Below are 23,668 nucleotides of genomic sequence, written 5' to 3'. Positions count from 1 at the left end.
AGTTAAACGAGGCGCGCTCTCTTGCGGGCGCGCCCGATCAGGTGCAGCCCGACGAGGCAGGCGAGCAGGCTGATATTGTAGAAGAGGATGGCGACGGCGAGATCGATGATCGAGGTCGGCGCGAAAAGCGCCGCACAGATATAGCTTCCGCAGATGAGCAAGCCCACGAGAACCATGGAAAAGATGTTGCGCATCGGCGCTGTTGCGATGCCAATTGCTGTTGCGGTCAGAGCAATCATCAGGGTCTCCCGAATCACCTCACTATACGTCCGCTGGCTTTGACGAACAATTAACGCATCGGCAACATTCGCGGTTCCGTATGTATCGCCGTTCGACATTCAGACGAGACCGATGAGGCCGCTTGCCGTGGTGCCCGATGCACGCACGCGCGACACCCGCAGCGGCAAAAGCATGCCGTCGGCTACGCCCTCGAAGGTCAGCAATGCGCCGGACGCCATCTCCACCACAAGGCTGCCGCCGCCGCCTACATAGAGCGCGCGCGTGGTTTCGGGCAGCGCCAGCGTGTCGTCGGGCGTGATCGGAAAGCCGGTGCTGGCCGGGCCTGTGAGCGAGGGTGTGTGGGATGCAAAGCGATCGGACATGGGGAGCTCCTTGGTTTCCTGCCGCAATGATGGTGCCGCCATGCAAAACGGGGAAAATCGCGCGCTGGCTTCAGACGTCGTGCTGTCTTGCCGATCCATCAAGCTATTGAAACAGCGCGCTTGTTTTCGTTGAGACGCAGCATCGAACAGCGCCGACGAACGAAAAACCTCCCCGCGCACGGGGCTGCCTTTGCGCTCTTCTTCGGCTAGAACAGCCTTATGAGCAGCTTCTTCGACAATGATTCGCCGAGCAATCTCACCGAATATTCGGTGTCGGAACTCTCGGGTTCGATCAAGCGGACCGTCGAGACGGCTTTCGATCAGGTGCGCGTGCGCGGCGAGATCTCCGGCTATCGCGGCCCGCACTCGTCGGGACACGCCTATTTCTCGCTGAAGGACGATCGCGCCCGCATTGACGCCGTGGTCTGGAAGACGAGCTTTTCGCGCCTCAAAGTCCGCCCCGAAGAGGGAATGGAAGTGATCGCAACAGGCAAGATCACCACTTTCCCGGGCTCTTCCAAATATCAGATCGTCATCGAGACGCTGGAGCCGGCCGGCGCCGGCGCGCTGATGGCGCTGATCGAGGAGCGCAAGCGCAAGCTTGGCGCCGAGGGTCTGTTCGATCCCGCCCGCAAGCGGCCGCTGCCCTTCATGCCCCGGGTGATCGGTGTGGTAACCTCGCCGACAGGCGCCGTCATCCGCGATATCCTGCATCGCATATCCGATCGATTCCCCGTGCATGTCGTCGTCTGGCCGGTGAAGGTGCAGGGCGAGGGTTCGGGCGAGGAGGTGGCGAACGCCATTCGCGGCTTCAACGCTTTCGAGCCCAATGGGCCGACGCCGCGTCCCGACGTGCTGATCGTCGCGCGCGGCGGCGGCAGTCTTGAGGATCTCTGGAGCTTCAACGACGAGATCGTGGTGCGCGCCGCCGCCGAAAGCCGGATCCCGCTGATCTCGGCCGTCGGCCACGAGACCGACTGGACGCTCATCGACTACGCCGCCGACGTTCGCGCCCCGACGCCGACGGGGGCCGCCGAAATGGCCGTGCCGGTCAAGGCGGAGCTTCAGGCGCAGCTCTCGGGTCTTTCCGCCCGCCTGCAGGGCAGTACGCTGAGGCAGATGGACCAGCGCCGGCAGCAGGTGCGGGCGTTGATGCGCGCACTGCCCTCGCTCGACCAGCTTCTCGCCCTCCCACGCCGCCGCTTCGACGAGGCGGCATCGGGCCTTGGCCGTGGCCTCGAGCTCAACACCTTGAACAAGCGCCGCAGCTTCGAGCGTACGGCGGCGCATCTGCGCCCCGACATGCTGTCGAACCGGATCGCCGAGCGCCGCCAGATGCTGGCTGAACGCATGACGCGGGCCGAGCGCACCGTCGAGCGGCTGATCGACCGCTCGAAATCGCGCATCGGCCGCGCCGACGCAGCACTCGCCTCTCTGCCATCGCGGCTGAAGAGCCAGACATCGCGCATGCGCGACCGTCTTGCCAATCTTTCGCGCAGCGCCGACACGGCGGTGCGCCACCAGCTGGTGCGGGCGCGCGGCGAGCTCTCGGCGCAGGAGCGCATGCTGCAATCGCTCTCCTACAAGAATGTCCTGAAGCGCGGCTATGCCGTCATTCGCGACGAGGACAATCGCCCGGTCTCAGAGGCGGCGATGTTGCACGCCGGCGCAGGCATCTCGATCGAATTCTCCGATGGCCGCATCGGCGCGATCACCACCGAGGGCGGCGAACCGCCGGCAGGCGCCAGAAAGCGCGGCAGCAAAACCTCGGAGCCGAAGGCAGCCGATCCCGCAGCACCGCCGAAGCAGGGCAGCCTGTTCTGATCCTGCGAGGCTTCTTTGCGGGCCGCGTGGGGCGATCACCAAATCGTGGTCGTGCCCTGTTTCCGGGCGTTTAAAAATTGCCGCAAAGTGCTTATCTGGATGCTGAGGCGACCACCTTTCGGTGCGTCGCGCGTTTGATATGGCCAGCCTGTCGCGGCCGCTCTGATATTTGAGACTGGAGAAATACCTTGAAAAGAATGTTGCCCGCTCTTCTGATGGTCGGCGCCCTTGCCGGTGCGCTCTCCGGCGCATTGCCTGCCGCGCCGGCGCTGGCGGGCCAGTCGAAAGTGTCCGAGTTCATCTTCGGCAAGGCTTACAACGACAGCGTCACCGCCATCCGCATCACCTCGCTCTCACAGCGCGAGCAATCCCTGCCGCTCTCGCTGCGCCACCCCATGCCATCAGGCATCCGCGAGGCGCAGGCAACCGTCAGCGCCGACAGGCACCTGATGCAGGCGGTCGCCGATCGCGGCATCGCGCTGAAGAATGTCATCCAGGTGCAGCGGGCGCTGAACGGCGGCCACGTGATCTACTACCGCTGATCACCAAGCGAGGGCGGCGTTTTATTCGAACGCCGCCAGAAACTTCCGAAGCAGCGCATCGAGCGCTGCCTTCTCGTCGTGATCGAGCGTCTCCGTCAGCCGTTGCTGGTTGGCGACATGCGCGCCGACAGCCTCGTCGACGAGATCGAGCCCCTTGCCGGTCAGCGCGATCAGGACGCTACGCCGGTCATGCGGATTGACAACGCGCTCCACCAGGCCAGATTTTTCCAGCTGGTCGATGCGGTTGGTCATCGTGCCCGAGCTCACCATCGTCATTTCAAGCAGATCGCCCGGCGACATCTGGTAGGGCGCGCCGCAGCGGCGCAGCGTCGCCAGCACGTCGAAGGAAGACGACGACAGGCCGTGGCTCTGCAGCACCTGCTCAACCTCGCGCCCGAGATGGGTCGCCAGCCGCTTCATGCGCCCGAGCAGGCCCATCGCCTGTGTGTCGAGATCAGGCCGCTCGTGGGCCCATTGCTGCAATATCCTGTCGACGCGGTCCATCGGCTCACTCCATGCTGAACGAGCTCTACCGCAATATGTCTTGACGTCAAGATAAATCAGCGTAGGATTACTTTATCTTGAGGTAGAGATACTTGATATGAAGAAAGATACGACATACGCCGCCGATGTGTTGGCCACCGCGCTTGCTCCCGCCATCTGGGGCAGCACTTATTTCGTCACCACCTCCTATCTTCCGCACGGCTATCCGCTGACAACAGCCATGCTCCGCGCCCTGCCGGCAGGGCTGTTGTTGCTCGCGGTCGTTCGCAGGCTGCCTCAGGGTATCTGGTGGTTTCGTGCCTTCGTGCTCGGCGCGCTGAACTTCTCGTTCTTCTGGGCAATGCTCTTCGTTTCGGCCTATCGGCTGCCCGGCGGCGTCGCCGCAACGGTCGGCGCCATCCAGCCGCTGATCGTCATCGTGCTCTCGCGCCTCGTGCTTGGCCGGCCGATCAAGGCGCTGGCGGTCGCAGCCGGTCTTGTCGGCATGGCGGGTGTTGGGCTGCTGGTGCTGACGCCGGGCGCGGCGCTTGATCCGATCGGGGTTCTCGCGGGTCTTGCCGGCGCCGTTTCCATGGCCTGCGGCACGGTGCTTACCCGCCGCTGGACGCCACCGGTATCAAGCCTCACCTTCACCGCCTGGCAGCTGACGGCGGGCGGCCTGCTGTTGGTGCCGCTGGCGCTGATCGCCGAGCCCGCTCTGCCGCCGCCGACGCTCGAAAACGTGCTCGGCATGGCCTGGCTCGGCCTGATCGGCGCGGCGCTGACATATATTCTGTGGTTTCGCGGCCTCGCCCGCATCGAGCCGTCTGCAGCATCCTCGCTGGGCTTCTTGAGCCCCGTCGTTGCCACTCTTCTAGGCTGGCTGGCGCTCGGCCAGGTGCTGACGCCCGCCCAGCTTTGCGGTTTCGCAATGGTGCTGGCGAGCGTCTGGTTCAGTCAGCGGGTTTCGATGCCCGCCAGATTGGACGCCAAATCGGCTATCGAGTCGGCTGTTACGCCCACTCGCCCTGCCGCATGACGGGAACCTTCGAGCCATCGGCTCTGATACCGTCGATATCGACCTTGTCGGAGCCGATCATCCAGTCGATGTGGATCAGGCTGGAATTGCCGCCCTGCGCCTTGATCTGATCCTGGCTGAGGTTGGCGCCATCGAGGAAGCACTTGGAATAGCACTGGCCGAGCGCGATGTGGCACGAGGCGTTTTCGTCGAACAGCGTGTTGTAGAACAGGATGCCGCTGGCCGAGATCGGCGAGGAATGCGGCACCAGCGCCACTTCGCCGAGCCGGCGCGCGCCTTCGTCCGTATCTAGCACCTTGTTCAGCACCTCTTCACCGCGCGACGCCTTCGCCTCGACGATCCGGCCGCCCTCGAATTTCACGCGGATATTGTCGATCAGCGTGCCCTGGTGCGACAGCGGCTTGGTGCTCGACACGTAACCCTCGACACGCAACGCATGTGGCGTCGTGAACACCTCTTCGGTCGGGATGTTCGGGTTGCAGGTGATGCCGTTCTTGGCGGTCGACGCGCCGCCGTGCCACTCGTGGCCATCGGCAAGCCCGACCGTCAGGTCCGTGCCCGGGCCGGTGAAATGCAGGGCCGAAAAACGCTCGCCGTTCAGCCAGCTGGAGCGCTTGCGGAGGTTGGCATTATGCTCCGCCCAGGCCGCGATCGGGTCTTCGACGTCGACGCGCGAGGCGGCGAAGATCGCCTTGGCGAGCCTGGCGACCGCGATCGGCTCGGGATCATTGGGGAACACCAGCTTTGCCCAGGCCGGGTTCGGATAGGAGACGATGTTCCAGTTGATGTCGAAATTGGAGATCTTCTCGAGCGCCGGCTTGTAGGCCGTCGACATCGCCCGGTTGGCGCGGCCGACCTTGGCGGGGTCCTGCTCGGAAAGCATCATCGGATTGTCGCCGGCAACAGCAAGCCGCGCCGCCCCGTTCGCATAGGCCTTCGCCATGCCCTCGTAGAGCCAGCTGGACGCCCGGTCGAAGCTCGCATCATTGGCATATTGATAGCGCGCCAGCGTCGATTCCTCGTCGGAATAAAAGGCGCTGACCAGGCCCGCACCCGCCATATAGGCATGCTTGGTGATCTGCCGCACCAGCGGCAGCGCCACGACAGGCGCGGTGATCACGAGATCCTGGCCGCTCTGAAGCTGCAGCCCGACCTTGACGGCGACTTCAGCGAGCTTGTCGAGCTTGATGGGGTCCACGGCGTTATCGCCCTGCGGCATGTAGTTCATGATCGATCACCTTCTGAAACGAACGGACAGGTCATCAGACTTAGATCCCTTTGCGGCGAAATTGAAGCTTGCGGCCCTTGCCAATTTCAACCGTGCATATTCAGATGTCCCAAGGGGACATCGGGCAAGTGGGGAGCGGATGAGACAGCTGATGGGGATACTGGCCGCGGCGGGCCTCGCCCTGCCGGCAGCGGCAGTCGCTGGCGAACTCGGCATGACCATGTTCGGCCACAAGGTCGAGGTCGTGAAGCAGGATGACGAGCTTGCCTTGACGGTCGATGGCAGCAGGCTGCTGGCCAATGCCTATCTGATGATCGAGGAAATGGCGGTCGTCGGCAATGTCCCGGTTGCCATCGGCTCCTCGTCCAATGGCGGCAATGCCTGCCCGGGCGATCGTTTCGTGCTGTCCTTTTCACCGGGCGCCGTTCCGCGTCTCGACGGGCAGCCGGACGATTGCGTCGGACTGGAGGTCGAAAACAAGGGCGATCATCTGCTGTTTTTCTCGCAGCCGATCCCCGGCCGCGCCGGCGTGCAGTGGTCCTGGACTGCGCCGGACGGCTTCAAGCCATTGGCCGACGTCGCCTTCACGCCCAATGCCGCAACGGGCTGGGACGCGCTGCGCGATCACAAGGCGGCGCATCCGGCGGAACTCTTCTCCAACGCGGCGGTGGCAAAGGAAATATACGCTCTTCTGGGTGCCGACAAGGAACAGTATGAGCGCAGCATCACCGGCGTCGGCAGCGGCAGTTTCGATGGCGACGTCTTCACCGGCATGGCCTGCACGCCGCATATGTGCACCGAAGAGGAGGCGATCCTCGTCGCTGATATCGACAGCCGCACCGTCTATCTGGCCTGGAAGCCTTTCAACAAGAAGATCATCGTTCGCCCGCCGGTCAAGCAGTGGCCGGACAAGGCGCGGGCGGCGCTGAAGGACTGGGCCGCCAAATGGAAGGGTTGAGGCTGGAACTCGCTCACGCCACCAGCGCAGCCGCCGTCGCCTTCAACACGTCGAGCGCATCCTTCGGGGCAAGCCGCACCTGCAATCCGCGCTGCCCGCCATTCATGTAGACGAGGGCCTCGCTCATCGCCGCTTCCTCGATTGCCGTCGGAACCAGCTTCTTCTGGCCGAAGGGGCTGATGCCGCCCACATGATAGCCGGTCAGGCGCTCGGCATCCGCCGGCTTCATCATGTTGGCCGACTTGCCCTTGAAGGCGGCGGCGAGCTTCTTCATGCTGACCTCGCGGTCGGAGGGGACGACGACGCAGACAGGCTTGCCGTCCACCTCGGCCATCAGCGTCTTCAACACGCGATGCGGCTCCTCGCCGATCGCTTCGGCCGCCTGTAGCCCGATGCGTTCGGCGTTCGGATCGTACTCATAGGTGTGGACGGAAAAGGCGACCTTCGCCTTTTCCAGAACCTGCGTCGCCCGCGTCGTCTTCGACATCCGATTAGCCCTTGAAGAATCCGCCATAGATCTCCGGCTTGAAGCCGACCAGAAGCTTGCCGTCAGCCTCGACAACCGGCCGCTTGATCATCGACGGTTGCTCCAGCATCAGCGCGATCGCCTTCTCGCGATCGAGGTTTTCGCGGGCGTCATCCGACAGCTTGCGGAAGGTCGTTCCGGCGCGGTTGAGCACCGTTTCCCAGCCCGCTTCCTGCGTCCACTTCTCCAGATGCGCCCGGTCGATACCGGAAGCCTTGTAGTCGTGGAAATCATAGGCGACGTCGTGCTCTTCCAGCCAGCTGCGGGCCTTCTTCATCGTGTCGCAGTTCTTGATGCCATAGATGGTGACGGTCATTCGGTTCTTCCCAATCGGTTCTAAGGCGCTCAGTTTTCCAGCGCGCCGGGCTTGCGCGCAACTTTGCTGGCCGCCCCGCAGGCGATCTTCATCAGGTCGGCGCGGCGGCGCACGAGGCGCGACGAGGTGCGGGTGACGATCAGCCCCGCCTGCGGTGCGCGCACTTCGATCGCGCCGTCGGCCACGCCCGGCCGGGTGAGGATGGTCGCGAGCAGCTCGCCTTCCTTGATCTCCTCGCCGATGTTGCGGTGGAACAGGACAGTGCCGGCCTCAGGCGCGCGGATCATCTCGATATTGTCGAGCGGCACGGCAGGGCCGGTGAAGGGCGCAAGCGTAACCTGACGGGCGATGGCGCCGCGCGCGGCGAGGAAATTGAACAGCCCCTCGGCATCCTTCTTGGCCATCTCTGGGTAGACGTCGCGCATGCCGCGGAGCTCGACGGTGACCGAGAGCTTGCCCGGCAGCCGCGTCTTCTTTTCCTGCGTTTCGTGCTTCCAGGCATAGCCGATCGCCTCTTCGAAGGCCGAGCTTTCGCCATCCGACAGGAGCACCGCTTCCATGTCGAGTGCTGCTGCGAGATCGGCCGCTTCCGGCCAGAAGGCCTCGTCGATATAGGCATATTGCAGCGATTCATCGTCGCAATGCAGGTCGATCACCAGATCCGCTTCGAGCGCCATATGCATCAGCTGCCGCTTTAGCCGGTCGACGGCATTGTAGCGGTCGAGCTCCGCCACCAGCCCGTCGCGATCCTTGACCGAGATCAGCGGGAATTCGCGGTTGAAATTGGTGCGCGTACCGAGATCGAACCGGCCCTGCAGCTCGCCGAAATGCGATTGCGCCGCACCGATGGGGTTGGCATGTGGAACGATCGTGATGTCGCTGCGGATCTCGCCGACGCTGTCGGCCGCGCGCAGTTTCTCGCAGAGGAAATGCACCAGCGCCGTTCCCGGCAGCTCGTTGGCATGCAGCGCCGCCTGGATATAGATCTTCGGCGCCTTCGGGTCGCTGCCCTTGAAGCGCAGCACCGGCAGCCGCCACTCCATTCCCGCCGTATCGCCTGAAATGATGATCTCCGGCCTATCCATCTTTGTCTCCGCTGCTGCTGTCATTGCTGCAGCAGCTTTAAGCGCGTTCCGATGCATGAGGCAAGGTGTCAGCCGCGTTCGCTGAGCGGCCAGCTTTCCACATGCTCGTAGTTCGGCTCACCCGGCCGCTTGTGCAAGAGCACGAACTCCCGCGCGGGCATGACAACAGGCGCGGCAAGCGTGGTCTTTGCCACCGTCTCGTCGGCGTAAAACAGCGTCGCATGCGGCTGAAAATCGGCTTTCACATGCGGGTCGCAGCCGATCGCATGCATCTCGATACCGATCTGGATATGCAACTGTCGCAACAGTTCCCGACCGCCATTGCCCGAGAGCACGATGGCGTTGCGCGACGCCGTTTTGAACGTCGCGACATGATCGAAGCTGAGATCGAAACGGCAGGCATCGACTTCAGATGCTGCCTGGCAGGCCGCGAAGATCATCTCGTCCTTGATCTTCTCCGCGCTGGCGACGCCATAGAGCGAAACGTGCAACCGCTCGGGCGTCATGGGCGAGAGCAGCCCGTCATGTTCCCTCTGCAAGCGCGTCTGGATCTCCAGGCACGCCTGGCGCGCGTCGGGATCCGGCAGAATCGCGAAAAACAGGGTTTCTTTGCCAAATCTTGACGATTTCGGGTGCATCGTGCGGCTTGCGAAATCGAAGGACGATTGCGTGTTCTGTTCGTGCATGACCAACCACCGGAGCATCCGCCCCGCCTCTGTCTATCCAGGGAACGCAGGGATGGTATCAGGTGAATTGAGGAAATCAAGAACAAAAGAAGAACATTCAGTATCGATGCCGGGAGTCTTGTTATGCGTATCCTGATGGCCTGCGCGGCCTTTCCGCCCTTCATCGATGGCGGCGGCCCGATTTCGGCGATGATGGTGGCCAAGCTCTTGATCGCGGCCGGTCACGAGTTGGAAGTCGTCAACGTCTCGGGCGAGGACAAGCACGAGGTCTATGACGGCGTCCCCGTGCACCGCCTGAAGACGCTGAACATTGACTGGAATTACCGCCTGCCGCGGCCGGGCTGGAAGAAGCTGATCTGGCACGCGCTGGAGAATTTCAATCCGCGCGCCTATCTCGTCATGCGCCGCGAAATCCGGCGCTTCAAGCCGGATATCGTGCTGACCGACAGCATCGAAAATATCAACGTCGCCACCTGGGCGGCGGCCAAGCGTTCAGGCGTGCCGGTCTGCCATATCCTGCGCAGTGCCTTTCTGCTCTGCTGGAAGGCCAGCATGCGGCGCGGCGACGACAATTGCGTGCGCGCCTGTTCCTCCTGCCAGGTCTCATCCTACGGCAAGAAATTCTTCTCGCGCTATGTCGATGCCGTGATCGGCGAAACCGATTTCATCATCGGCCGCCACACCGAGCATGATTATTTCCCCAATGCCAGCACCCACCGCGTGCCCGGCGCCGTCCCGCCGATTGCCCTGAGAGAACCGCGCAAGCCCCCCGAGGGACCGATGCGCTTCGGCTTCATCGGCGTGCATGATCCGGTGAAGGGCCTCGATACGCTCGCCCGCGCAGCCCATCGGCTGGTGAACGACCAGAACGTCCGCTTCGTCATCGCCGGCAGCGCCAAGAGCGATTATTCGAAGTCGCTGCCGCAGAAGTTTCCCTGCGAGAATACGAAGTTTCTAGGCTGGACCAAGCCCGAGGATTTCTTCCCTCAGATCGACGTGCTCGTGGTGCCCTCGCTCTTTCGCGAGCCCTTCGGCCGCGTGGTGATCGAGGCCTTCGCGCAAGGCGTCCCCGTCATCGGCGCCCGCTCTGGCGGCATTCCTGAATCGATCGACCCGGGCAAGGACGGCTATCTCTTCGACCCCGGCGACGACAAGGCGCTGGCCGCCGAGATCGCCTCCATGGCGGCAAAACCAGAGGCCATTCCGGCGCTGTCGCGCGCAGCGTTAGAGGCCGCACGTCGCTACGAGCCACAAAAGATCGCCGCCGGCTTCGACGCCGTCTTCGCCAAGCTGCGCCCCGATCTCGCAAAGCCGGCGCAGGAAGAAACCGAGCCCCTCCAGGCGCGCGGCTGACCGCAAATTCTCTACGCGCAAGAAACGGGTTGAATTCGTAGCCGTCAGGTACGATTTTCGGGTGAGGCCGATCTTTAGGTCGGCAAGCTTCGATATCGGGAGGCGAGACCCATGGCCCAACAAGCACAGCATTACGCCATATTCGAAACCGCGGGCGGTTTTTGCGGCATCGCATGGAACGCCATCGGCATCACCCGCTTCCAGCTGCCGACGTCAAGCGCCGACGGAACCGAACGCCTGCTTCTGCGCCGCGTCCCCGATGCCGAGCCGGCCGCCCCGACGCCTGACATTGCGGAAGCCATCGCCGCCGTAAAGCGCTACTTCGCCGGCGAGCCGATCGACTTTTCCGATCTCGCGCTCGATCTCGCCGGCCAAGACGATTTCTTCCGCGACATCTACGCCGCCGCCCGCCGCCTGCGCTGGGGCGAAACCACCACCTACGGCGCGCTCGCCAAAGAGCTTGGCCACGGCCCCGAAGCCGCCCGCGACGTCGGCCAGGCCATGGCCAAGAATCCCGTCGCCCTCATCATCCCCTGCCACCGCGTTCTCGCCGCCGGCAACAAAATCGGCGGCTTCTCGGCCCCCGGGGGCTTGGTGTCGAAGGCAAGGATGCTGGAACTGGAGGGCGTGAAGCTCGCGCCGCCGAAGCCGGTGCAGCAGTCGTTGTTTTGAGGTCAGGGTTCGCGGACGAACGGGTGGCCCGCGGCATGTGCCGCCTTGATGAACTTGCGGTCAAACGTGACCAAGGCGTCGCAATGTTGGACGCGAAGCAGATGCAGCGCATCTGCAAAGTCCATGCCTTTTTCAACGAGATCGAACGCGGCAGCGACTAGGTCTGCATCTTCGATCGTGACACTCGGCATGCCCGCGAAGATGCGCAGCGAACTCACGATGTCAGTTCGAGAAAAACCGAAGGTCGTCCTGAGAACCCAGGCCACTTCCATAACGACCGTGGCGGCAACGAAAACGCTTTGTGTATCGATAATTTCACGAGCCCGAAGCGATTGGTCAGGATGGTCGCCTGTTATGTACCGTACGACAAGGTTCGTATCGACGGCGATCATGTTTCCGGATCGCGACTACGCGCGTAGCGCGCCCGCGCTTCGGCCGCCACACCCGCGTCCATCTCTTCAAGCGTCTTGGGGTTGCCTTTGTATGCCAGGATGCCGAATGCCGAGCCCTGAGGTGTCGGCGCAAATGCAGGCGCCTGCTTGAGCAGGACGCCCTCTGGCGTTTCCTCGACGATCAAACGCGTACCGGCTTCCCAATCGCGCCGTTGGCGGATTGCCTTGGGGAGAATAACCTGCCCCTTGGTAGAGACGGTCGTGATCAGGGTTTCACTCTGCGCCATGGCTTGAATTCCAGAGGTAAGACAGATGTAGGATAGCCGCGGCCAAACGGTTTCTCAAGCGACGTTGTAGTGCGCGCTTCACCGATGCGTCCGACTTCCTGACATGAGGCAGCTCAACGCGAGCCTATGAAGTAGGCGGCAGAAGCCACATTGCCGCACATCGGTTTCCAGTTGTTCAGCGTTAGAGATTTTGCATTTTCTAGATTTGTCACACACGAAACTAGCTACCTTCGTTTGCCTCTTCGTAATAATATGAAAGACGGAGGTGAATCATGACCAATGTGGATGACATAAATTGGCGGATTCAGAGAATATCTCCTAGTGATGCTGCCAAAATGCTCAAGATCGTGTCGATGAACGGTCACATTGACAAGCCGTCGCTTCAATCCTTTGAAAAGGATATGCGGGAGGGGCGGTGGGTGTTGAACGGGTCGCCGATTATACTCGGAGCAGACGCTTCTGTACTCGACGGGAGAGCGAGGCTGCATGCTTGCGTTCGCTCGGAAAATGTCTTCGAGACGCTTGTGGTGAGCGGAATCACGAAAGATGCTTTCGAGACCATAGATTCGATAAGGAAGCGAACGCTCGCTGATGTACTTTCTATACGCAAAGAGCTCCACGGTCGGTCTCTTGGAGCCGCGTTGAGAATTCTTTGGAGCTATGAATCGCGCGTTACCCCCGGCAAGGCGAAAACGCCTGGAATAACCGCACTTCTTGCCATCCTTGAGCAACGCCCGGAGATCCGAGAGAGCGTACTGCCGGCCTTGCGAGCGATACCCATTCTGCCGCACGGCTGCGGCATCGCGCTACATCACCTTGCCGCCCGTATTAATTTAGAAAAGGCTGATCGGTTCTTCGCGGAACTTGGGGAGCCAGTATCGTCTGAGCCAAATCATCCAGTCAATCAACTTCGAAATGCTTTGCTTGGGCTCCGAGGCCAAGGTGGAGTGCGGAAGCAGACCTATATTCTGGCAATTGCCATCAAGGCATGGAACGCATTTTTTCATGGGCGGAGAATAAAGCAGCTTCGCTTTGGAGCTGAGCGTGAAACATTTCCGCGCCTGGATGCGGATTCGGGTTGGGGTCCATTAGGAGACTCAGTTCATTCCTCGAATCTGTCGTCCGTCAAGGAACGCCAATTTAGTTTGAACGTGAGATCTGTAATGGTCACGCCGGAAATGGCTGAAACCCTGTTAGCTTCGCGAGGGCCAAACAGACATGTCTCCGCTCCGGTCATCAACAAATATGCTCGGGACATGCTCGCCGGACGCTGGCTGCTAAACGGTCAAACGATCAAAATAAGCGAGGAGGGTCGCCTGCTGGACGGGCAGCATAGGCTTGAGGCCGCAAAGAAAGCGCAAGTTTCATTCCCATCTCTTATCGTTGAGGGGCTTTCAGAAGACACCTTTGCCTCCTTGGACATCGGGAGAAAACGGGCGGTCAGTGACATTTTGCGGGAAAGAGGGGAAAGCAACACGACAAGTCTCGCGTCTGCTCTCAGGTGGCTCTGGATGATAGACAACGGCGTTGTGTTGTCTGCCAATTCCGCGCCTACCAATGGAGAATTGCTTGAGCTTCTTGAGCAAAATCCTGAGATTAGAGGCAGCTTGAAACATGTCGCTTCGATGCGTGATATGATGGGTGGCGGCATAGCCGCAGCGCTTCACCAAACCTTCTCTCGAAAAGACGTCGTAAAGGCGAATGAGTTTTTCGCTCGTCTAGTCGATGGCGTTCAACTCACCGAACAAAGTCCCATCAGGCACTTGAGAGAAAGGCTTATCCGCACGCGCGCCTCACACCGATTGCGTCTTGCTGAAGCCGAACGCGTCGCTATCAGCGTGAAGGCTTGGAATGCATATCGCGAGTCTCGTCCGATGCATCTGCTGGTCTGGCGCAACCGTGGAGCCGGACGCGAACCCCTCCCTGCCGTGATGTGAGGCTCCATGTCAAAAAAGAACGCGCACCAAAATACCCGCCTCGACGAGGAGAAACTGGCGTTCCTGTGCAGCGTGGCAGGAGCCATGAAAACCGACCGCTCCGACGTTACCCGAAAGATGATCGAGTTCTTGCAGCGGCTGGGAGTTGAAAAGGCGGTGGATTTCCTAAAGAACGGCAGGAAATCTGGTCCATCCTCATCATAACACCAAACAAAAATGCCGCCAGACGCATCACGCCGGCGGCATCCTTGTCAGCACGAGGCAATCAGCCTCAAACCCTCATTCCCACTCGATCGTGCCCGGCGGCTTGCTGGTCACGTCATACACCACGCGGTTGATCCCGCGCACTTCGTTGATGATGCGGGTGGCGGCGCGGCCGAGGAATTCCATGTCGTAGTGGTAGAAATCCGCCGTCATGCCGTCGACCGAGGTGACGGCGCGGAGCGCACAGACGAATTCGTAGGTGCGGCCGTCGCCCATGACGCCGACGGTCTGGACCGGGAGCAGCACGGCGAAAGCCTGCCAGATCGCGTCGTAGAGACCGGCCTTGCGGATTTCGTCGAGATAGATGGCGTCTGCTTCGCGCAGGATCTCCAGCTTTTCGCGGGTGATGCCACCCGGGCAGCGGATCGCGAGGCCGGGGCCTGGGAAGGGGTGGCGGCCGATGAAGCTATCGGGCAGGCCAAGCTCCTTGCCGAGCACGCGCACTTCGTCCTTGAAGAGCTCGCGCAGCGGCTCGACGAGCTGCATGTTCATACGTTCAGGCAGGCCGCCGACATTGTGGTGCGACTTGATCGTCACCGACGGGCCGCCGGTGAAGGAAACGCTTTCGATGACGTCGGGATAGAGCGTTCCCTGGCCGAGGAAGTCGGCGCCGCCGAGCTTCTTGGCCTCTTCCTCGAAGGTCTCGATGAACAGGCGGCCGATGATCTTGCGCTTGGTCTCCGGGTCGGAAACGCCTTCGAGCTCGCCGATGAACTTGTCGGCCGCATCGACGTGGATCAGGTGAAGATTGTAATGTTCGCGGAACATGGCGACGACATTGGCCGCCTCGTCCTTGCGCATCAGGCCGTGGTCGACGAGCACGCAGGTGAGCTTGTCGCCGATCGCTTCGTGGATCAGGAGTGCCGCAACCGAGCTGTCGACGCCGCCGGAGAGAGCGCAGAGCACGCGCTTGTCGCCGACCTGCTTGCGGATCTCTTCGACCGCCTTCTGGCGGTAGGCAGACATCGACCAGTCGCCCTTGATGCCGGCGATGTTGTGAATGAAGTTGCCGATCAGCTTGGCGCCATCGGGCGTGTGCACCACTTCGGGGTGGAACTGCACGCCGTAATATTTGCGCTTCTCGTCGGCGATGAAGGCGTAGGGCGCGTTCGGCGAGGTGGCGACGACCTTGAAGCCTTCGGGAAGGGCGGTGACGCGGTCGCCGTGGCTCATCCAGACCTGGTGGCGGGAGCCCTTAGACCAGAGGCCTTCGAACAATGCGCTGTCTTCGTCGACCTCGAGGAAGGCGCGGCCGAATTCGCGGTGATGGCCGCTCTCGACCTTGCCGCCGAGCTGCATGCACATCGTCTGCTGGCCGTAGCAGATGCCGAAAACGGGCAGGCCGCTGTCGAAGATGATCTGGGGCGCGCGGGGCGATCCCTCATCGACCGTCGAGGCCGGGCTGCCGGACAGGATCACGGCTTTCGGCTTCAGGCTCTTGAAGCCTTCTTCGGCGGACTGGAAGGGAACGATCTCGCAGTAGACGCCCGCTTCGCGCACGCGGCGCGCGATCAGCTGGGTTACCTGGCTGCCGAAATCGACGATGAGAACGCTGTCGGGATGTGCTGTCTGGGTCATGGCGAGCCTTTAATGAAAAGCACCCGGTCTTGCAATGCGGGAAATCCGCCGCCGCGGGATTTTATTGCATCGATTGTCCCGCTTTCGCAGGGCCTGGAGGCGTTTCTTGGGCATCGAAAGCGCTAGAACCAGAATACCCCATCTTCCAGCGCGGTGAACAGGCTGTCGGTGGCATCCGATAGCTTGCGGTCGATCACATGCAGATATTCGGTCCAGCCGGAGATGTGCTGCAGCTCCTCGACCCCGTCGGAAATTCCGCGCAAGCCGATCAAGGGCAGATTGTAGGCCTGGCAGGCGCGCAGGATGGCGAAGGTCTCCATGTCCACCATGTCGGCATCGATGGAAGAATAGGCCGCGCCCGAGACCACATTGCCACCGGTCGACAGGGTCGCTTCCGCGACGCCGGGGATGCGCAGCGGCAGGTCGATCACGGCAGGCAGGTCGAGAAACGGCGTGCGTCCCTTCTCGAAGCCGAGCGGCGAGGCGTCCATGTCGCGATAGGAAACCGACGTCACCTGGTAGACCGCCGTCTGCTCGAGCTTTGCCGAGCCGGCCGAACCGAGCGAGACCACGAGTTGCGGCAGCTCTCCCTGGTGCTCGAGGGCTGAAAGCGTGCGCGTCAGCACCACGGCGGCCTCGACCGGGCCGACGCCCGTCATCAAAGGCTCGAAGCGCGAGCGCAGGAAGGGGCCGTACTCGGCCTCGGCTGCCATCACGAACAGGATGGATTTTCCCGCGACCGATTTCAGTTCGAACGTCATCCGGTAATGCCCTCTCTGCCGCGTATGATCATCATGGTGCTGGTCATCGAGGCGATCAGCTTGGCCGGGCCGTCGCTGATCGCGTAGCCGCGCCCGTCGGCGACGATGATATTGGTGCCGGGCTTGGTGATCTCGCCGCGAAACAGGAAGCGCTCGCCGCGCCCGGGCGAAAGCAGGTTCACCTTGAATTCGATCGTCAGCACCGAGGCGTCGGGGTCGATGACGCTGTAGGCGGCAAAGCCGCAGGCCGAATCCAGCACCGCCGAAATGATGCCGGCATGCAGGATGCCGTGCTGCTGCGTCAGCTTCACGTCGAACGGCAGCTCGATCTCCACCATCGCCCGCTCCACGCGGGTGAGTTCGGCGCCGATCGTGTGCAGCGCCGCCTGGCGCGAAAAATTGGTCTGGATGCGATCGCGGAAATCGCCGCTATCGGTGTTGGTCATCTGTCTGCCCTCGTGCGAGCCGGAAAGTGCCATGCGTCGCCGCGCCACACAAGCGCAATGGCGGAATGGCCGGTACGATTGTGCACTCAACGCTGACGGCGTGGCGTGCTAGATCGGGCAGGCGAGTGCAGAGACGAGGAGGGAATGGCATGCTGCAGGTGAGGCGTTACACGGCGGATGATTGCGACGACACGATCGCGATTTTTCTGGCGGCGATCCGCGAGGTGGCATCGCGCGATTACAGCCCGGCGGAAATCGAGGCCTGGGCGAAGGTCGAGGATCGCACCGCCTGGGCGGAGCGCCGCGCCAGCCGGCCAACCTTCATCGCCGAGCGTGCGGGGCACTTCATCGGCTTTTCCGATCTGGAACCCGATGGTCACCTCGACATGATGTTTGTCCATCCCGCCCATCAGGGCATCGGCGTCGCCAGCCTGCTTCTTGCGACGGTCGAGGAGGAAGCTAAAAAACAGGGCATCGGCCGCATCTTCACCGAGGCAAGCCTCACCGCGCGGCCCTTCTTCGAGCGTCGAGGCTTCAGCGTCATCGCCCGCCAGAGCGTCGAGAAACGCGGCCAGCGCCTCACCAATTTCCGAATGGCGAAATTTCTCTAGAGCCGGTCCCGCCAGGCATGGCCGGGGTGCGCTTGTCCCAGCGTGGCCTTCAGCCAGTCGCGCTCGGAAGGAGCAAGCTTCGGCAGCGCCTTGGCAAAGTCTATCTCGTCCTTGTCGCGCAGGTATTTCGCCTTGAACAACAGCACGCCCGCCGGCCTGAGATAGGGTATGCCGTCGGCGGTGGTCGCGATCATCTCGGCGCGCGGCAGCGCAATCGAGGGATCGCGCTTGTAGACCCAGCGATCCGCCGTTCCCTCCTCGATCATCATGTCGACGCGCCAGCGGCCGGCGGCGCGATCGTGGCACCATATCTGCGCGATCCCGGCGGGCGGCGCTGTATCTCCAGGCAGAGGCGAGACCACGCCGCTCCCGACAGCGTAAAAGTCCATGTCGCGGAGCGCCGCGCGAAACATCGCGACGTCGTCGCGCAGCACCGCGAACTCCAGGTCCTCGTGATCGCGTGTCTTGTCTCCATGCCATAGATCGAGCGCCCAGCCGCCGACCACGCACCATGGCTTCGCAATCCCGCCGAGTCGCAAGGCGAGTTCCGTAGGCTGCCAGGCGTCCCATGCGCCGTGATCGGGGGTCGGTCGTGTCTCCATGCGGCCCGTGTTAGCGGCGTGCGGCATCAAGGGCAATCTCAGTTGAGATAGACGATAGAGGCGTTGAGCAGCGTCGCGAAGGAAACCCAGGCGAGGTAGGGCAGGAAGAGCAGCGCCGCGATCCGGTCGGCATTCCAGCGGTTGAGGATGAAGGCGATGATCAGTGCCAGAAGGGCAAGGATCACCACCAGTGCTACCGCCGGCACCTGCAGGCCGAAGAAGAACGGCGACCAGAGAAAATTCGCCACCATCTGTCCCGCCCAGATCAGCATCCCCACCGAGAGATGCCCGCGCATCCAGGTGCGCGCGCCGGCAAGCCCGATCAACACGTAGAGAATGGCCCAGGCAGGGCCGAATACCCAGTTCGGTGGGTTGAAGGGCGGCTTGGCAAGCGATTGATACCATTCGCCCGGAAGATTGTTGACGCCGATCACGAGACCGCCGCCAAGCACGATCGCAACGAAAATGATGTAGGTCAGGGCTTTGCTCATGCGGCGGAGATAGGGCGCGACGGTCGCCTCGCCAGAGCCATATCGCATACGATTCAAATGATCGTGCAATGATCCCGATTGCCCGCTACGCGCTTCGGGATATGCTCGGCGAAGCAGGAAATTGGAGTGCTTCGAAATGGCCGGTATCGTGCAGTCCACACAGGCCTACGAAAGCTGGCTTCGCGGCCAACTCGGGGCCGATCTGGTCGAAGGCGACCTCCTGCGCAAGCACATGAAGATGCGATCAAGCAGCTTCTCCTTCCTGCGCGCCACCTATTGGCGCTTTTCAGAAACGATCCTCGATATCTGCCCCGACGCTGCCGCCGCGCCAAAGGTTCTGGCGATCGGTGACACGCATCTGGAAAACTTCGGCACTTGGCGCGACGTCGAGGGACGCCTCGTCTGGGGCGCCAATGATTTCGACGACGCAGCCGTCATGCCTTACGCGCTCGATCTCATCCGGCTGACGGCAAGCGCGCTCCTGGCGGTCACCGAGGGCGGCCCGCCGGCCCAGACGATCGCGGCCTCGGTGCTGGGGGGATATCTGAGGGCGTTGCAGACGCCCGCGCCCATCATTCTCGAGCGCGATCACAAATGGCTGCGCAAGGCGCTGACCCTGCCCGATAGCGAACGCCGCGCCTTCTGGGATAAATTCGCGAGCCTTGCGCCAGGCGAAAAGCCGGCGTCGTCGGCCTATGCCGAAGCGCTCGACGCGTCCTTGCCACCAGGCCATGCCGCTTACGTTCCGAAGCCGCGCACGGCGGGCACCGGTAGCCTCGGGCGTCCGCGTTTCATCGCTTACACGGATTGGCGGGGCGGGCCGGTGCTGCGCGAGGCAAAGGCCATGCTGCAATCGGCCTGGTCGCTCGCCCACGCGCCCGATGATCGCGCCATCCACGCCGTCGAGATCGCGACAGGTCAGATGCGGTCTCCCGATCCGCACTATCGGCTGATCGGCTCGGTTCTGGTGCGGCGGCTGTCGCCGAGCAGCACCAAGATCGAGATCGACGGCAATTCCGATCTGCTGCTCTCGCCGGATATGCTTGATCTGATGGGCTTCGAGATCGGCAACTGCCACGCCAATGATCCTGCGGCCGTTGACGCTATCCTGCGCGACCTCAAGGCTCGTAAGCCGGGCTGGCTGGTGGAAGACGCCAAGGCTGCGGCAGCGCAGATCGGCGCCGAGCAGAAAACATGGTCACACGCGTCGTGAGGGCGCGATCCTGACGATGTGCTGGTCCCAGGCAACGTCGCTGCGCTGACCAAGAAAATCGCCGTCATAGGAGGAAACGGCAAAGCCGCTCTTTGCAGGCGCGATGCCGGCCGCCTCGGGCACGATCTCCTCGCGCAGCACCCGGCCGCTTATGGCATCGATCGTCACCGAGGCCCCGCCCTTGGGAGACGTCACGCCCACCAGTCCGTCCTTGCGGTTGACGGCAATGGCGCCGACATAGTTGGCGAGCCTTCGGGTGGTCTCTTCGGGCAGATCGACGAAGCGCAAATCCTCGCCCTTGGCGAAGGAGCCGACCAGCGGCGGCAGATCGTTGCGGCGGCCTTCATACTGGCAGGCAAACCAGATGCGGCCGCTGTCGTCGACATCGACATGGCGCGTCGAAACCTGCGCCCATTCGGCGGGTAGCGTGTGCTTCTCGATCAGCGCGCCGGTTGTGGCATCCACGAGCGTCAGCGATGGCTGCATGTTGCCGAGGTTGAGCTTGGTGCGGCCGAAATCTGGATGCGTCTCGATCCCGCCATTGGCAATGATGAGCATGCGCCCGTCGTCGCTGACGGTCATGTCGTGCGGGCCGACGCCGTAGGTCTCGAATTCGCCGATCCGCTCGAAGCGATGGGTGGCGTCGTAGAGCCCGATCATGCCGCGATTGCCGTCGAAATCGTTCTCGCTGGCGTAAAGGATGCGCCCATCGGGCGAAAACGCGCCGTGGCCATAGAAATGCCGGTTCGCGGCGGCCGTGATCACGATCGGCTTGGCTTTTCCGTGCGGGTCGAAGATCATCGCATAGGTGCCCGGCCGCCGCGCAAAGGCGACGGTCTTGCCCGTGGCGGCGCTGAAGGCCATGCCGTGCGAGCGTGCCGGCAGAGCCACCTGATCGATGATCTCGCCGCGCTCGGAAACGGTCGCGATCGCGAAGGACCCATTGGCCTGACGCATGCCTGAGGCATAGACGGCGTCGGCGCGCTCGAGCGCCATCAGCGCGCGCGGCTGCAAGGCCGCCAGGAACGTCAGCCCGGCCGCCTTGACGAAGCTGCGCCGGTCGATTGCGGCACTCCTGATCATCGGCTCAATCGCCGTCGGAGAAGGAGAAGCCGGCCGAAAGGCCGATCGCGGCGCCATAATTGTCGCTGATCATGGTCACCAGGTCGCGGGTATCGACCAGGAGCTGATCGAGCTTTGCCTTTTCGGCATCGCTGGTCGCGACCTCGATATCGGGGTTGAGCTTCGGCACGGTCTCAAGCAGCGACTTCAGCTTGGCGTCGATCGCGTCGGCGACCGGCTTCTTGTCTGCTGGAAGCAGGTCGGCCATCTCGGCTTTCTGCCAAAGGTTGCGCAGCCCCTCCAGATTGGATGCCATCGACTTCCAGGTGTTTTTGGAGCGCCAGTAGATCGCCATCTTCGGGCGCGGCGTCGCGTCCTTGCCCTTGTAGAACTGCTCGAGGCGCTGATCGCGGACATTCTCGGCGCCGTGCACGAGAGTGCCGAGAAGCGCGGTCACGGCTTCCTTGTTGTCCATGAAATCGGCGCTCTGCGGACCCGGATGCTTCCAGCTCGCCTGGATGCCGTCAGGCTTCTCCCAGGCGGCGACGACTTCGGCGGCCTCGCGCTGGATGTTGCCCGCGACGGCCGCGCCATAGAGGCAGCGGAAACCGCTCTTCTGGTTGGTGAGGTCTTCCGATCCTGTGCCGTAGAGCACGTATTCGAGCGCCGTCAGGCCCTGCAGGGCAACGCTCTTGGAGGCGATCGCGTCGACCGTCGTATCCTTGGGATCGGCCTTGGCGATCAGCGTCTGCACCTGCCTCAGGCCCACGCCCTTGCGGTCCGGATAGAACAGGATGTGCTCGAAGAGATTGTCCTGGATGACGGGACCGACCTGCACCATTTCGATCGCCGACCAGTAGCGGATGATGTCGTCGAAGGCCGACTTCGCCTTGTCGAGGCTGCCGGGCGTGCCCTTGTCGCAGAGATCCTTCATCGCCGTGGTCAGCCGCGCCGCCGATTGCTGGGCATTGCGGTATCCCGGGCGGATCACCTCGTCGACCGCGCGCTGCATGACGGCGGGCACGGCCTCCTCGTTCAACCCGGCCGGAGCGGCAGCCTGTCCCGCCGGTGCTGGGGTCTCGCCCGCCTGCGGAGCGGCCGTCTGCGCCACGGCATTGGAGGCAAGGGCAAGCGAGAGAACCAGAGGGTACCAAAGGCGCATCAAAGAGACTCCAAAAACGTAATCAGTGCCTGCCTGTTATCCGCAGGCAGGGAGGCAAATGCGTCGCGCGACTTTTGTGCTTCGCCGCCATGCCAGAGAATGGCCTCGGTGAGGTTTCTGGCCCGGCCGTCATGAAGGAAAAAGCTATGTCCGCTGACAGTCTTGGTGAGACCTATACCCCATAGCGGCGGCGTGCGCCATTCACGTCCGCTTGCAAGTCCAACCTGTTGTCCGTCCGCCAGCCCGTCGCCCATGTCATGCAGCAGGAAGTCGGAATAGGGCCAGATCAGCTGGAAGGACTGCGCCTTGTCGAGGCTGTCGCGCCGCGTCACATACTTCGGAACATGGCAGGCCGTGCAGCCGCTTTCGTAGAAAACCTGCTTGCCCTTCAGCGTCTCGGGAAAGCTCGCCTTGCGCCGCGCCGGCACGGCCAGATTGGCGGAATAGAAGGTCACGAGGTCGAGGATCGGCCCCGGCGCTTCCTCATTTCCAAGCCGCTTCTGCACGCCTGTGGCCATCGCCTTGCACTTGGCCTGCGCCTCCGTGCAATCGCCATGCGGGTCGGGCTGGTCAGGGGTGGAGATGCCGATGTCGTTCAGGAAGGCATCGGCGCTCTGGTCGCGCACGCTGGCGTTCTGCGCCTTCCAGCCGAAGCGGCCAAGCGCGGGTTTTCCAGTGCGGTGGTCGCGCACGATCGCCGCCTTGCCTCGAATGCCGTCGCCGTCCTTGTCGTCCGGATCGGCATGCGCGAGGATGTCGGCCTCGGGAATGGCCTCGATCAGCCCCAGCCCGATCATCGCCGGCGCCACGCGTGGCGAGATCGTCGTTGACGGGTCGAGCGGCCCATAGCCGAGGTCGTCGATCGCGTAGCGCGGCCGCCGCAGCAACACGGTCTCGCCGCCGGCAAGCGTCACCGGCTCTTCGGTGTAGCTGACCGCCATCTTCCCCTCGGCGGGAAGGCCAGATACCGCGCGGTCCTGCAATTGGTGGCCGTAGACGGGATCTGGGAAGTTGATGGTCTCGGCATTGGCGACGGCGCGCTCCTCGTCGGGCGTCTTGGCCGTCCGCGCCAGTCGGAGAAACATCGAGCTGGTGCTGGCGTCGGGCTCCGGCTTGCCGCGCCCGTCGTTGAGGTGGCAGTTCATGCAGGAGCGCGCGTTGAACAGCGGCCCCAGCCCGTCGGAGGCCTGCGTCGAGGAGGGGGCGGAGACCCAGAGCTTCTTGAAGAGCGCATTGCCGAGCTTGAACGGCTGCTCCTCCTCGAAAGGGATGTTCGCGGAGATATGCGAGAAGGAATTGCGCGTCACCGGATCGATCGACGTCGCACCGCCCGCCTGCATGGCCTCGTATGGCTCGGCCTTGGAGAAGTCGGTGGTCGGCCGCGTCACGTCGGCAACGCGCTTGGCGTCGGCTTCCGTGAGATCGGTGCGCTTGGTGGGAAGGTCGAAATTATCCGCAAGGGCGGCGGATAGGCCGGCGATCGTGGCGCAGATGGTTGCGCTGAAGAGAAGACGACGGGCCGAGAAAGGCGACATTTCGGAGTTCGGG

At 62.8% G+C, this 23,668-nt stretch carries 28 protein-coding genes; 10 read left to right on the top strand and 18 right to left on the bottom strand.

Features of this window, described 5'->3' with window-relative positions; genetic code table 11:
• Positions 1-2 precede the first annotated feature (2 nt).
• Positions 3-239, bottom strand: a complete 237-nt coding sequence (locus B3605_RS11340) for a hypothetical protein (protein ID WP_112944819.1) — start codon at positions 237-239, stop codon at positions 3-5.
• Positions 240-338: 99 nt separating this feature from the next.
• On the bottom strand, positions 339-602 hold the full coding sequence (locus tag B3605_RS11335; protein ID WP_112944820.1) for a spike base protein, RCAP_Rcc01079 family: 264 nt from the start codon (positions 600-602) through the stop codon (positions 339-341).
• Positions 603-821: 219 nt separating this feature from the next.
• On the opposite strand from B3605_RS11335, the gene xseA reads away from it, so the two are divergent.
• Together xseA and B3605_RS11325 are read left to right on the top strand one after the other, a co-directional pair.
• The gene (gene xseA / locus B3605_RS11330) at positions 822-2,426 is read left to right on the top strand and encodes an exodeoxyribonuclease VII large subunit (RefSeq protein ID WP_112944821.1); all 1,605 of its coding nucleotides are present in this window, start codon (positions 822-824) and stop codon (positions 2,424-2,426) included.
• Positions 2,427-2,614: 188 nt separating this feature from the next.
• The gene (locus B3605_RS11325) at positions 2,615-2,968 is read left to right on the top strand and encodes a hypothetical protein (RefSeq protein WP_162725130.1); all 354 of its coding nucleotides are present in this window, start codon (positions 2,615-2,617) and stop codon (positions 2,966-2,968) included.
• A gap of 21 nt (positions 2,969-2,989) precedes the next feature.
• Here the strand turns inward: B3605_RS11325 and B3605_RS11320 are convergent, their stop codons facing one another.
• Positions 2,990-3,472 carry a MarR family winged helix-turn-helix transcriptional regulator gene (locus B3605_RS11320; RefSeq protein WP_112944823.1) on the bottom strand — a complete coding sequence of 161 codons (483 nt, stop codon included), beginning with the start codon at positions 3,470-3,472 and terminating at the stop codon, positions 2,990-2,992.
• Positions 3,473-3,569: 97 nt separating this feature from the next.
• Here B3605_RS11320 and B3605_RS11315 point away from each other — a divergent pair, with 97 nt between their 5' ends.
• Positions 3,570-4,490 carry an EamA family transporter gene (locus B3605_RS11315; protein WP_112944824.1) on the top strand — a complete coding sequence of 307 codons (921 nt, stop codon included), beginning with the start codon at positions 3,570-3,572 and terminating at the stop codon, positions 4,488-4,490.
• Here B3605_RS11315 and B3605_RS11310 read toward each other — a convergent pair.
• A complete protein-coding gene (locus B3605_RS11310; RefSeq protein WP_112944825.1) occupies positions 4,465-5,718 on the bottom strand; it encodes an aminopeptidase in 1,254 nt (417 codons plus the stop codon). The genes B3605_RS11315 and B3605_RS11310 overlap by 26 nt on opposite strands.
• Before the next feature lie 151 nt (positions 5,719-5,869).
• Here B3605_RS11310 and B3605_RS11305 point away from each other — a divergent pair, with 151 nt between their 5' ends.
• Positions 5,870-6,676 carry a hypothetical protein gene (locus B3605_RS11305; protein ID WP_112944826.1) on the top strand — a complete coding sequence of 269 codons (807 nt, stop codon included), beginning with the start codon at positions 5,870-5,872 and terminating at the stop codon, positions 6,674-6,676.
• Positions 6,677-6,689: 13 nt separating this feature from the next.
• Here the strand turns inward: B3605_RS11305 and ybaK are convergent, their stop codons facing one another.
• From ybaK to B3605_RS11285, 4 genes are all read right to left on the bottom strand, one after another.
• Entirely contained in the window at positions 6,690-7,163 is a 474-nt protein-coding gene (gene ybaK / locus B3605_RS11300) for a Cys-tRNA(Pro) deacylase (protein ID WP_112944827.1), read from the bottom strand.
• 4 nt (positions 7,164-7,167) lie between these two features.
• On the bottom strand, positions 7,168-7,518 hold the full coding sequence (locus B3605_RS11295) for an ArsC family reductase (RefSeq protein ID WP_112944828.1): 351 nt from the start codon (positions 7,516-7,518) through the stop codon (positions 7,168-7,170).
• 29 nt (positions 7,519-7,547) lie between these two features.
• Positions 7,548-8,603: a M14 family zinc carboxypeptidase gene (locus B3605_RS11290; protein ID WP_112944829.1), complete on the bottom strand. Its 1,056-nt coding sequence runs from the start codon at positions 8,601-8,603 to the stop codon at positions 7,548-7,550.
• 68 nt (positions 8,604-8,671) lie between these two features.
• Positions 8,672-9,289 carry a 2'-5' RNA ligase family protein gene (locus tag B3605_RS11285; protein WP_112944830.1) on the bottom strand — a complete coding sequence of 206 codons (618 nt, stop codon included), beginning with the start codon at positions 9,287-9,289 and terminating at the stop codon, positions 8,672-8,674.
• Positions 9,290-9,412: 123 nt separating this feature from the next.
• Between B3605_RS11285 and B3605_RS11280 the strand changes: the two genes are divergently transcribed.
• Both B3605_RS11280 and B3605_RS11275 read left to right on the top strand, forming a co-directional pair.
• Positions 9,413-10,642, top strand: a complete 1,230-nt coding sequence (locus B3605_RS11280; RefSeq protein WP_112944831.1) for a glycosyltransferase — start codon at positions 9,413-9,415, stop codon at positions 10,640-10,642.
• Between the two features lie 111 nt (positions 10,643-10,753).
• Positions 10,754-11,314, top strand: a complete 561-nt coding sequence (locus B3605_RS11275) for a methylated-DNA--[protein]-cysteine S-methyltransferase (RefSeq protein ID WP_112944832.1) — start codon at positions 10,754-10,756, stop codon at positions 11,312-11,314.
• A gap of 2 nt (positions 11,315-11,316) precedes the next feature.
• Here the strand turns inward: B3605_RS11275 and B3605_RS11270 are convergent, their stop codons facing one another.
• Positions 11,317-11,706: a type II toxin-antitoxin system VapC family toxin gene (locus tag B3605_RS11270; RefSeq protein WP_112944833.1), complete on the bottom strand. Its 390-nt coding sequence runs from the start codon at positions 11,704-11,706 to the stop codon at positions 11,317-11,319.
• Entirely contained in the window at positions 11,703-11,993 is a 291-nt protein-coding gene (locus B3605_RS11265; protein ID WP_112944834.1) for an AbrB/MazE/SpoVT family DNA-binding domain-containing protein, read from the bottom strand. Before B3605_RS11265 ends, B3605_RS11270 begins: the two co-directional genes overlap by 4 nt.
• Positions 11,994-12,265: 272 nt before the next feature.
• Between B3605_RS11265 and B3605_RS11260 the strand changes: the two genes are divergently transcribed.
• A complete protein-coding gene (locus B3605_RS11260; RefSeq protein WP_296433886.1) occupies positions 12,266-13,930 on the top strand; it encodes a hypothetical protein in 1,665 nt (554 codons plus the stop codon).
• Positions 13,931-13,936: 6 nt separating this feature from the next.
• On the top strand, positions 13,937-14,134 hold the full coding sequence (locus B3605_RS11255) for a hypothetical protein (RefSeq protein WP_112944836.1): 198 nt from the start codon (positions 13,937-13,939) through the stop codon (positions 14,132-14,134).
• Between the two features lie 75 nt (positions 14,135-14,209).
• Here the strand turns inward: B3605_RS11255 and guaA are convergent, their stop codons facing one another.
• The 3 genes from guaA to B3605_RS11240 all read right to left on the bottom strand — a co-directional run bounded on the left by guaA (position 14,210) and on the right by B3605_RS11240 (position 16,979).
• Complete coding sequence (guaA, locus tag B3605_RS11250) at positions 14,210-15,772, bottom strand: glutamine-hydrolyzing GMP synthase (protein WP_112944837.1); 1,563 nt, start codon at positions 15,770-15,772, stop codon at positions 14,210-14,212.
• 122 nt (positions 15,773-15,894) lie between these two features.
• Complete coding sequence (locus tag B3605_RS11245; protein WP_112944838.1) at positions 15,895-16,533, bottom strand: 5'-methylthioadenosine/S-adenosylhomocysteine nucleosidase; 639 nt, start codon at positions 16,531-16,533, stop codon at positions 15,895-15,897.
• Entirely contained in the window at positions 16,530-16,979 is a 450-nt protein-coding gene (locus tag B3605_RS11240; RefSeq protein WP_026283151.1) for a PaaI family thioesterase, read from the bottom strand. The genes B3605_RS11245 and B3605_RS11240 overlap by 4 nt, the downstream gene beginning before the upstream one ends.
• Before the next feature lie 149 nt (positions 16,980-17,128).
• Between B3605_RS11240 and B3605_RS11235 the strand changes: the two genes are divergently transcribed.
• Entirely contained in the window at positions 17,129-17,590 is a 462-nt protein-coding gene (locus tag B3605_RS11235; RefSeq protein WP_112944839.1) for a GNAT family N-acetyltransferase, read from the top strand.
• Here the strand turns inward: B3605_RS11235 and B3605_RS11230 are convergent.
• Positions 17,587-18,219 (bottom strand): nucleotidyltransferase domain-containing protein, encoded by a 633-nt coding sequence (locus tag B3605_RS11230; protein ID WP_112944840.1) that lies wholly within the window; start codon positions 18,217-18,219, stop codon positions 17,587-17,589. The two genes, B3605_RS11235 and B3605_RS11230, sit on opposite strands and share 4 nt — an antisense overlap.
• Before the next feature lie 11 nt (positions 18,220-18,230).
• Positions 18,231-18,683: a TspO/MBR family protein gene (locus B3605_RS11225; RefSeq protein WP_112944862.1), complete on the bottom strand. Its 453-nt coding sequence runs from the start codon at positions 18,681-18,683 to the stop codon at positions 18,231-18,233.
• Positions 18,684-18,819: 136 nt separating this feature from the next.
• Here B3605_RS11225 and B3605_RS11220 point away from each other — a divergent pair, with 136 nt between their 5' ends.
• Complete coding sequence (locus B3605_RS11220; protein ID WP_112944841.1) at positions 18,820-19,896, top strand: DUF2252 family protein; 1,077 nt, start codon at positions 18,820-18,822, stop codon at positions 19,894-19,896.
• Here B3605_RS11220 and B3605_RS11215 read toward each other — a convergent pair.
• From B3605_RS11215 to B3605_RS11205, 3 genes are read right to left on the bottom strand one after another with little or no spacing between them, the layout of a single operon-like run.
• On the bottom strand, positions 19,882-20,979 hold the full coding sequence (locus B3605_RS11215; RefSeq protein ID WP_112944842.1) for a DUF1513 domain-containing protein: 1,098 nt from the start codon (positions 20,977-20,979) through the stop codon (positions 19,882-19,884). The genes B3605_RS11220 and B3605_RS11215 overlap by 15 nt on opposite strands.
• A 4-nt stretch (positions 20,980-20,983) precedes the next feature.
• Positions 20,984-22,120 (bottom strand): imelysin family protein, encoded by a 1,137-nt coding sequence (locus B3605_RS11210; RefSeq protein WP_112944843.1) that lies wholly within the window; start codon positions 22,118-22,120, stop codon positions 20,984-20,986.
• Positions 22,120-23,655: a di-heme oxidoredictase family protein gene (locus B3605_RS11205; RefSeq protein WP_112944844.1), complete on the bottom strand. Its 1,536-nt coding sequence runs from the start codon at positions 23,653-23,655 to the stop codon at positions 22,120-22,122. Before B3605_RS11205 ends, B3605_RS11210 begins: the two co-directional genes overlap by 1 nt.
• Between the last annotated feature and the right edge of the window lie 13 nt (positions 23,656-23,668).

The organism is Rhizobium sp. UBA1881 (assembly GCF_002338015.1).
Taxonomy (GTDB): domain Bacteria; phylum Pseudomonadota; class Alphaproteobacteria; order Rhizobiales; family Rhizobiaceae; genus Rhizobium.
The sequence above is the reverse complement of the archived record's forward strand: the minus strand, read 5'-3'. Positions and strand labels throughout refer to the sequence as shown.

Coding starts and splice junctions, on each gene's coding strand:
- B3605_RS11315 (WP_112944824.1), top strand. CDS start 3,570: ATGAAGAAAGATACGACATACGCCGCCGATGTGTTGGCCACCGCGCTT.
- B3605_RS11220 (WP_112944841.1), top strand. CDS start 18,820: ATGGCCGGTATCGTGCAGTCCACACAGGCCTACGAAAGCTGGCTTCGC.
- B3605_RS11335 (WP_112944820.1), bottom strand. CDS start 602: ATGTCCGATCGCTTTGCATCCCACACACCCTCGCTCACAGGCCCGGCC.
- xseA (WP_112944821.1), top strand. CDS start 822: ATGAGCAGCTTCTTCGACAATGATTCGCCGAGCAATCTCACCGAATAT.
- B3605_RS11285 (WP_112944830.1), bottom strand. CDS start 9,289: ATGCACGAACAGAACACGCAATCGTCCTTCGATTTCGCAAGCCGCACG.
- ybaK (WP_112944827.1), bottom strand. CDS start 7,163: ATGTCGAAGACGACGCGGGCGACGCAGGTTCTGGAAAAGGCGAAGGTC.
- B3605_RS11260 (WP_296433886.1), top strand. CDS start 12,266: ATGACCAATGTGGATGACATAAATTGGCGGATTCAGAGAATATCTCCT.
- B3605_RS11310 (WP_112944825.1), bottom strand. CDS start 5,718: ATGAACTACATGCCGCAGGGCGATAACGCCGTGGACCCCATCAAGCTC.
- B3605_RS11295 (WP_112944828.1), bottom strand. CDS start 7,518: ATGACCGTCACCATCTATGGCATCAAGAACTGCGACACGATGAAGAAG.
- B3605_RS11270 (WP_112944833.1), bottom strand. CDS start 11,706: ATGATCGCCGTCGATACGAACCTTGTCGTACGGTACATAACAGGCGAC.
- B3605_RS11305 (WP_112944826.1), top strand. CDS start 5,870: ATGGGGATACTGGCCGCGGCGGGCCTCGCCCTGCCGGCAGCGGCAGTC.
- B3605_RS11245 (WP_112944838.1), bottom strand. CDS start 16,533: ATGACGTTCGAACTGAAATCGGTCGCGGGAAAATCCATCCTGTTCGTG.
- B3605_RS11280 (WP_112944831.1), top strand. CDS start 9,413: ATGCGTATCCTGATGGCCTGCGCGGCCTTTCCGCCCTTCATCGATGGC.
- B3605_RS11275 (WP_112944832.1), top strand. CDS start 10,754: ATGGCCCAACAAGCACAGCATTACGCCATATTCGAAACCGCGGGCGGT.
- B3605_RS11210 (WP_112944843.1), bottom strand. CDS start 22,120: ATGCGCCTTTGGTACCCTCTGGTTCTCTCGCTTGCCCTTGCCTCCAAT.
- B3605_RS11225 (WP_112944862.1), bottom strand. CDS start 18,683: ATGAGCAAAGCCCTGACCTACATCATTTTCGTTGCGATCGTGCTTGGC.
- B3605_RS11215 (WP_112944842.1), bottom strand. CDS start 20,979: ATGATCAGGAGTGCCGCAATCGACCGGCGCAGCTTCGTCAAGGCGGCC.
- B3605_RS11340 (WP_112944819.1), bottom strand. CDS start 239: ATGATTGCTCTGACCGCAACAGCAATTGGCATCGCAACAGCGCCGATG.
- B3605_RS11230 (WP_112944840.1), bottom strand. CDS start 18,219: ATGCCGCACGCCGCTAACACGGGCCGCATGGAGACACGACCGACCCCC.
- B3605_RS11290 (WP_112944829.1), bottom strand. CDS start 8,603: ATGGATAGGCCGGAGATCATCATTTCAGGCGATACGGCGGGAATGGAG.
- guaA (WP_112944837.1), bottom strand. CDS start 15,772: ATGACCCAGACAGCACATCCCGACAGCGTTCTCATCGTCGATTTCGGC.
- B3605_RS11255 (WP_112944836.1), top strand. CDS start 13,937: ATGTCAAAAAAGAACGCGCACCAAAATACCCGCCTCGACGAGGAGAAA.
- B3605_RS11235 (WP_112944839.1), top strand. CDS start 17,129: ATGCTGCAGGTGAGGCGTTACACGGCGGATGATTGCGACGACACGATC.
- B3605_RS11205 (WP_112944844.1), bottom strand. CDS start 23,655: ATGTCGCCTTTCTCGGCCCGTCGTCTTCTCTTCAGCGCAACCATCTGC.
- B3605_RS11240 (WP_026283151.1), bottom strand. CDS start 16,979: ATGACCAACACCGATAGCGGCGATTTCCGCGATCGCATCCAGACCAAT.
- B3605_RS11265 (WP_112944834.1), bottom strand. CDS start 11,993: ATGGCGCAGAGTGAAACCCTGATCACGACCGTCTCTACCAAGGGGCAG.
- B3605_RS11320 (WP_112944823.1), bottom strand. CDS start 3,472: ATGGACCGCGTCGACAGGATATTGCAGCAATGGGCCCACGAGCGGCCT.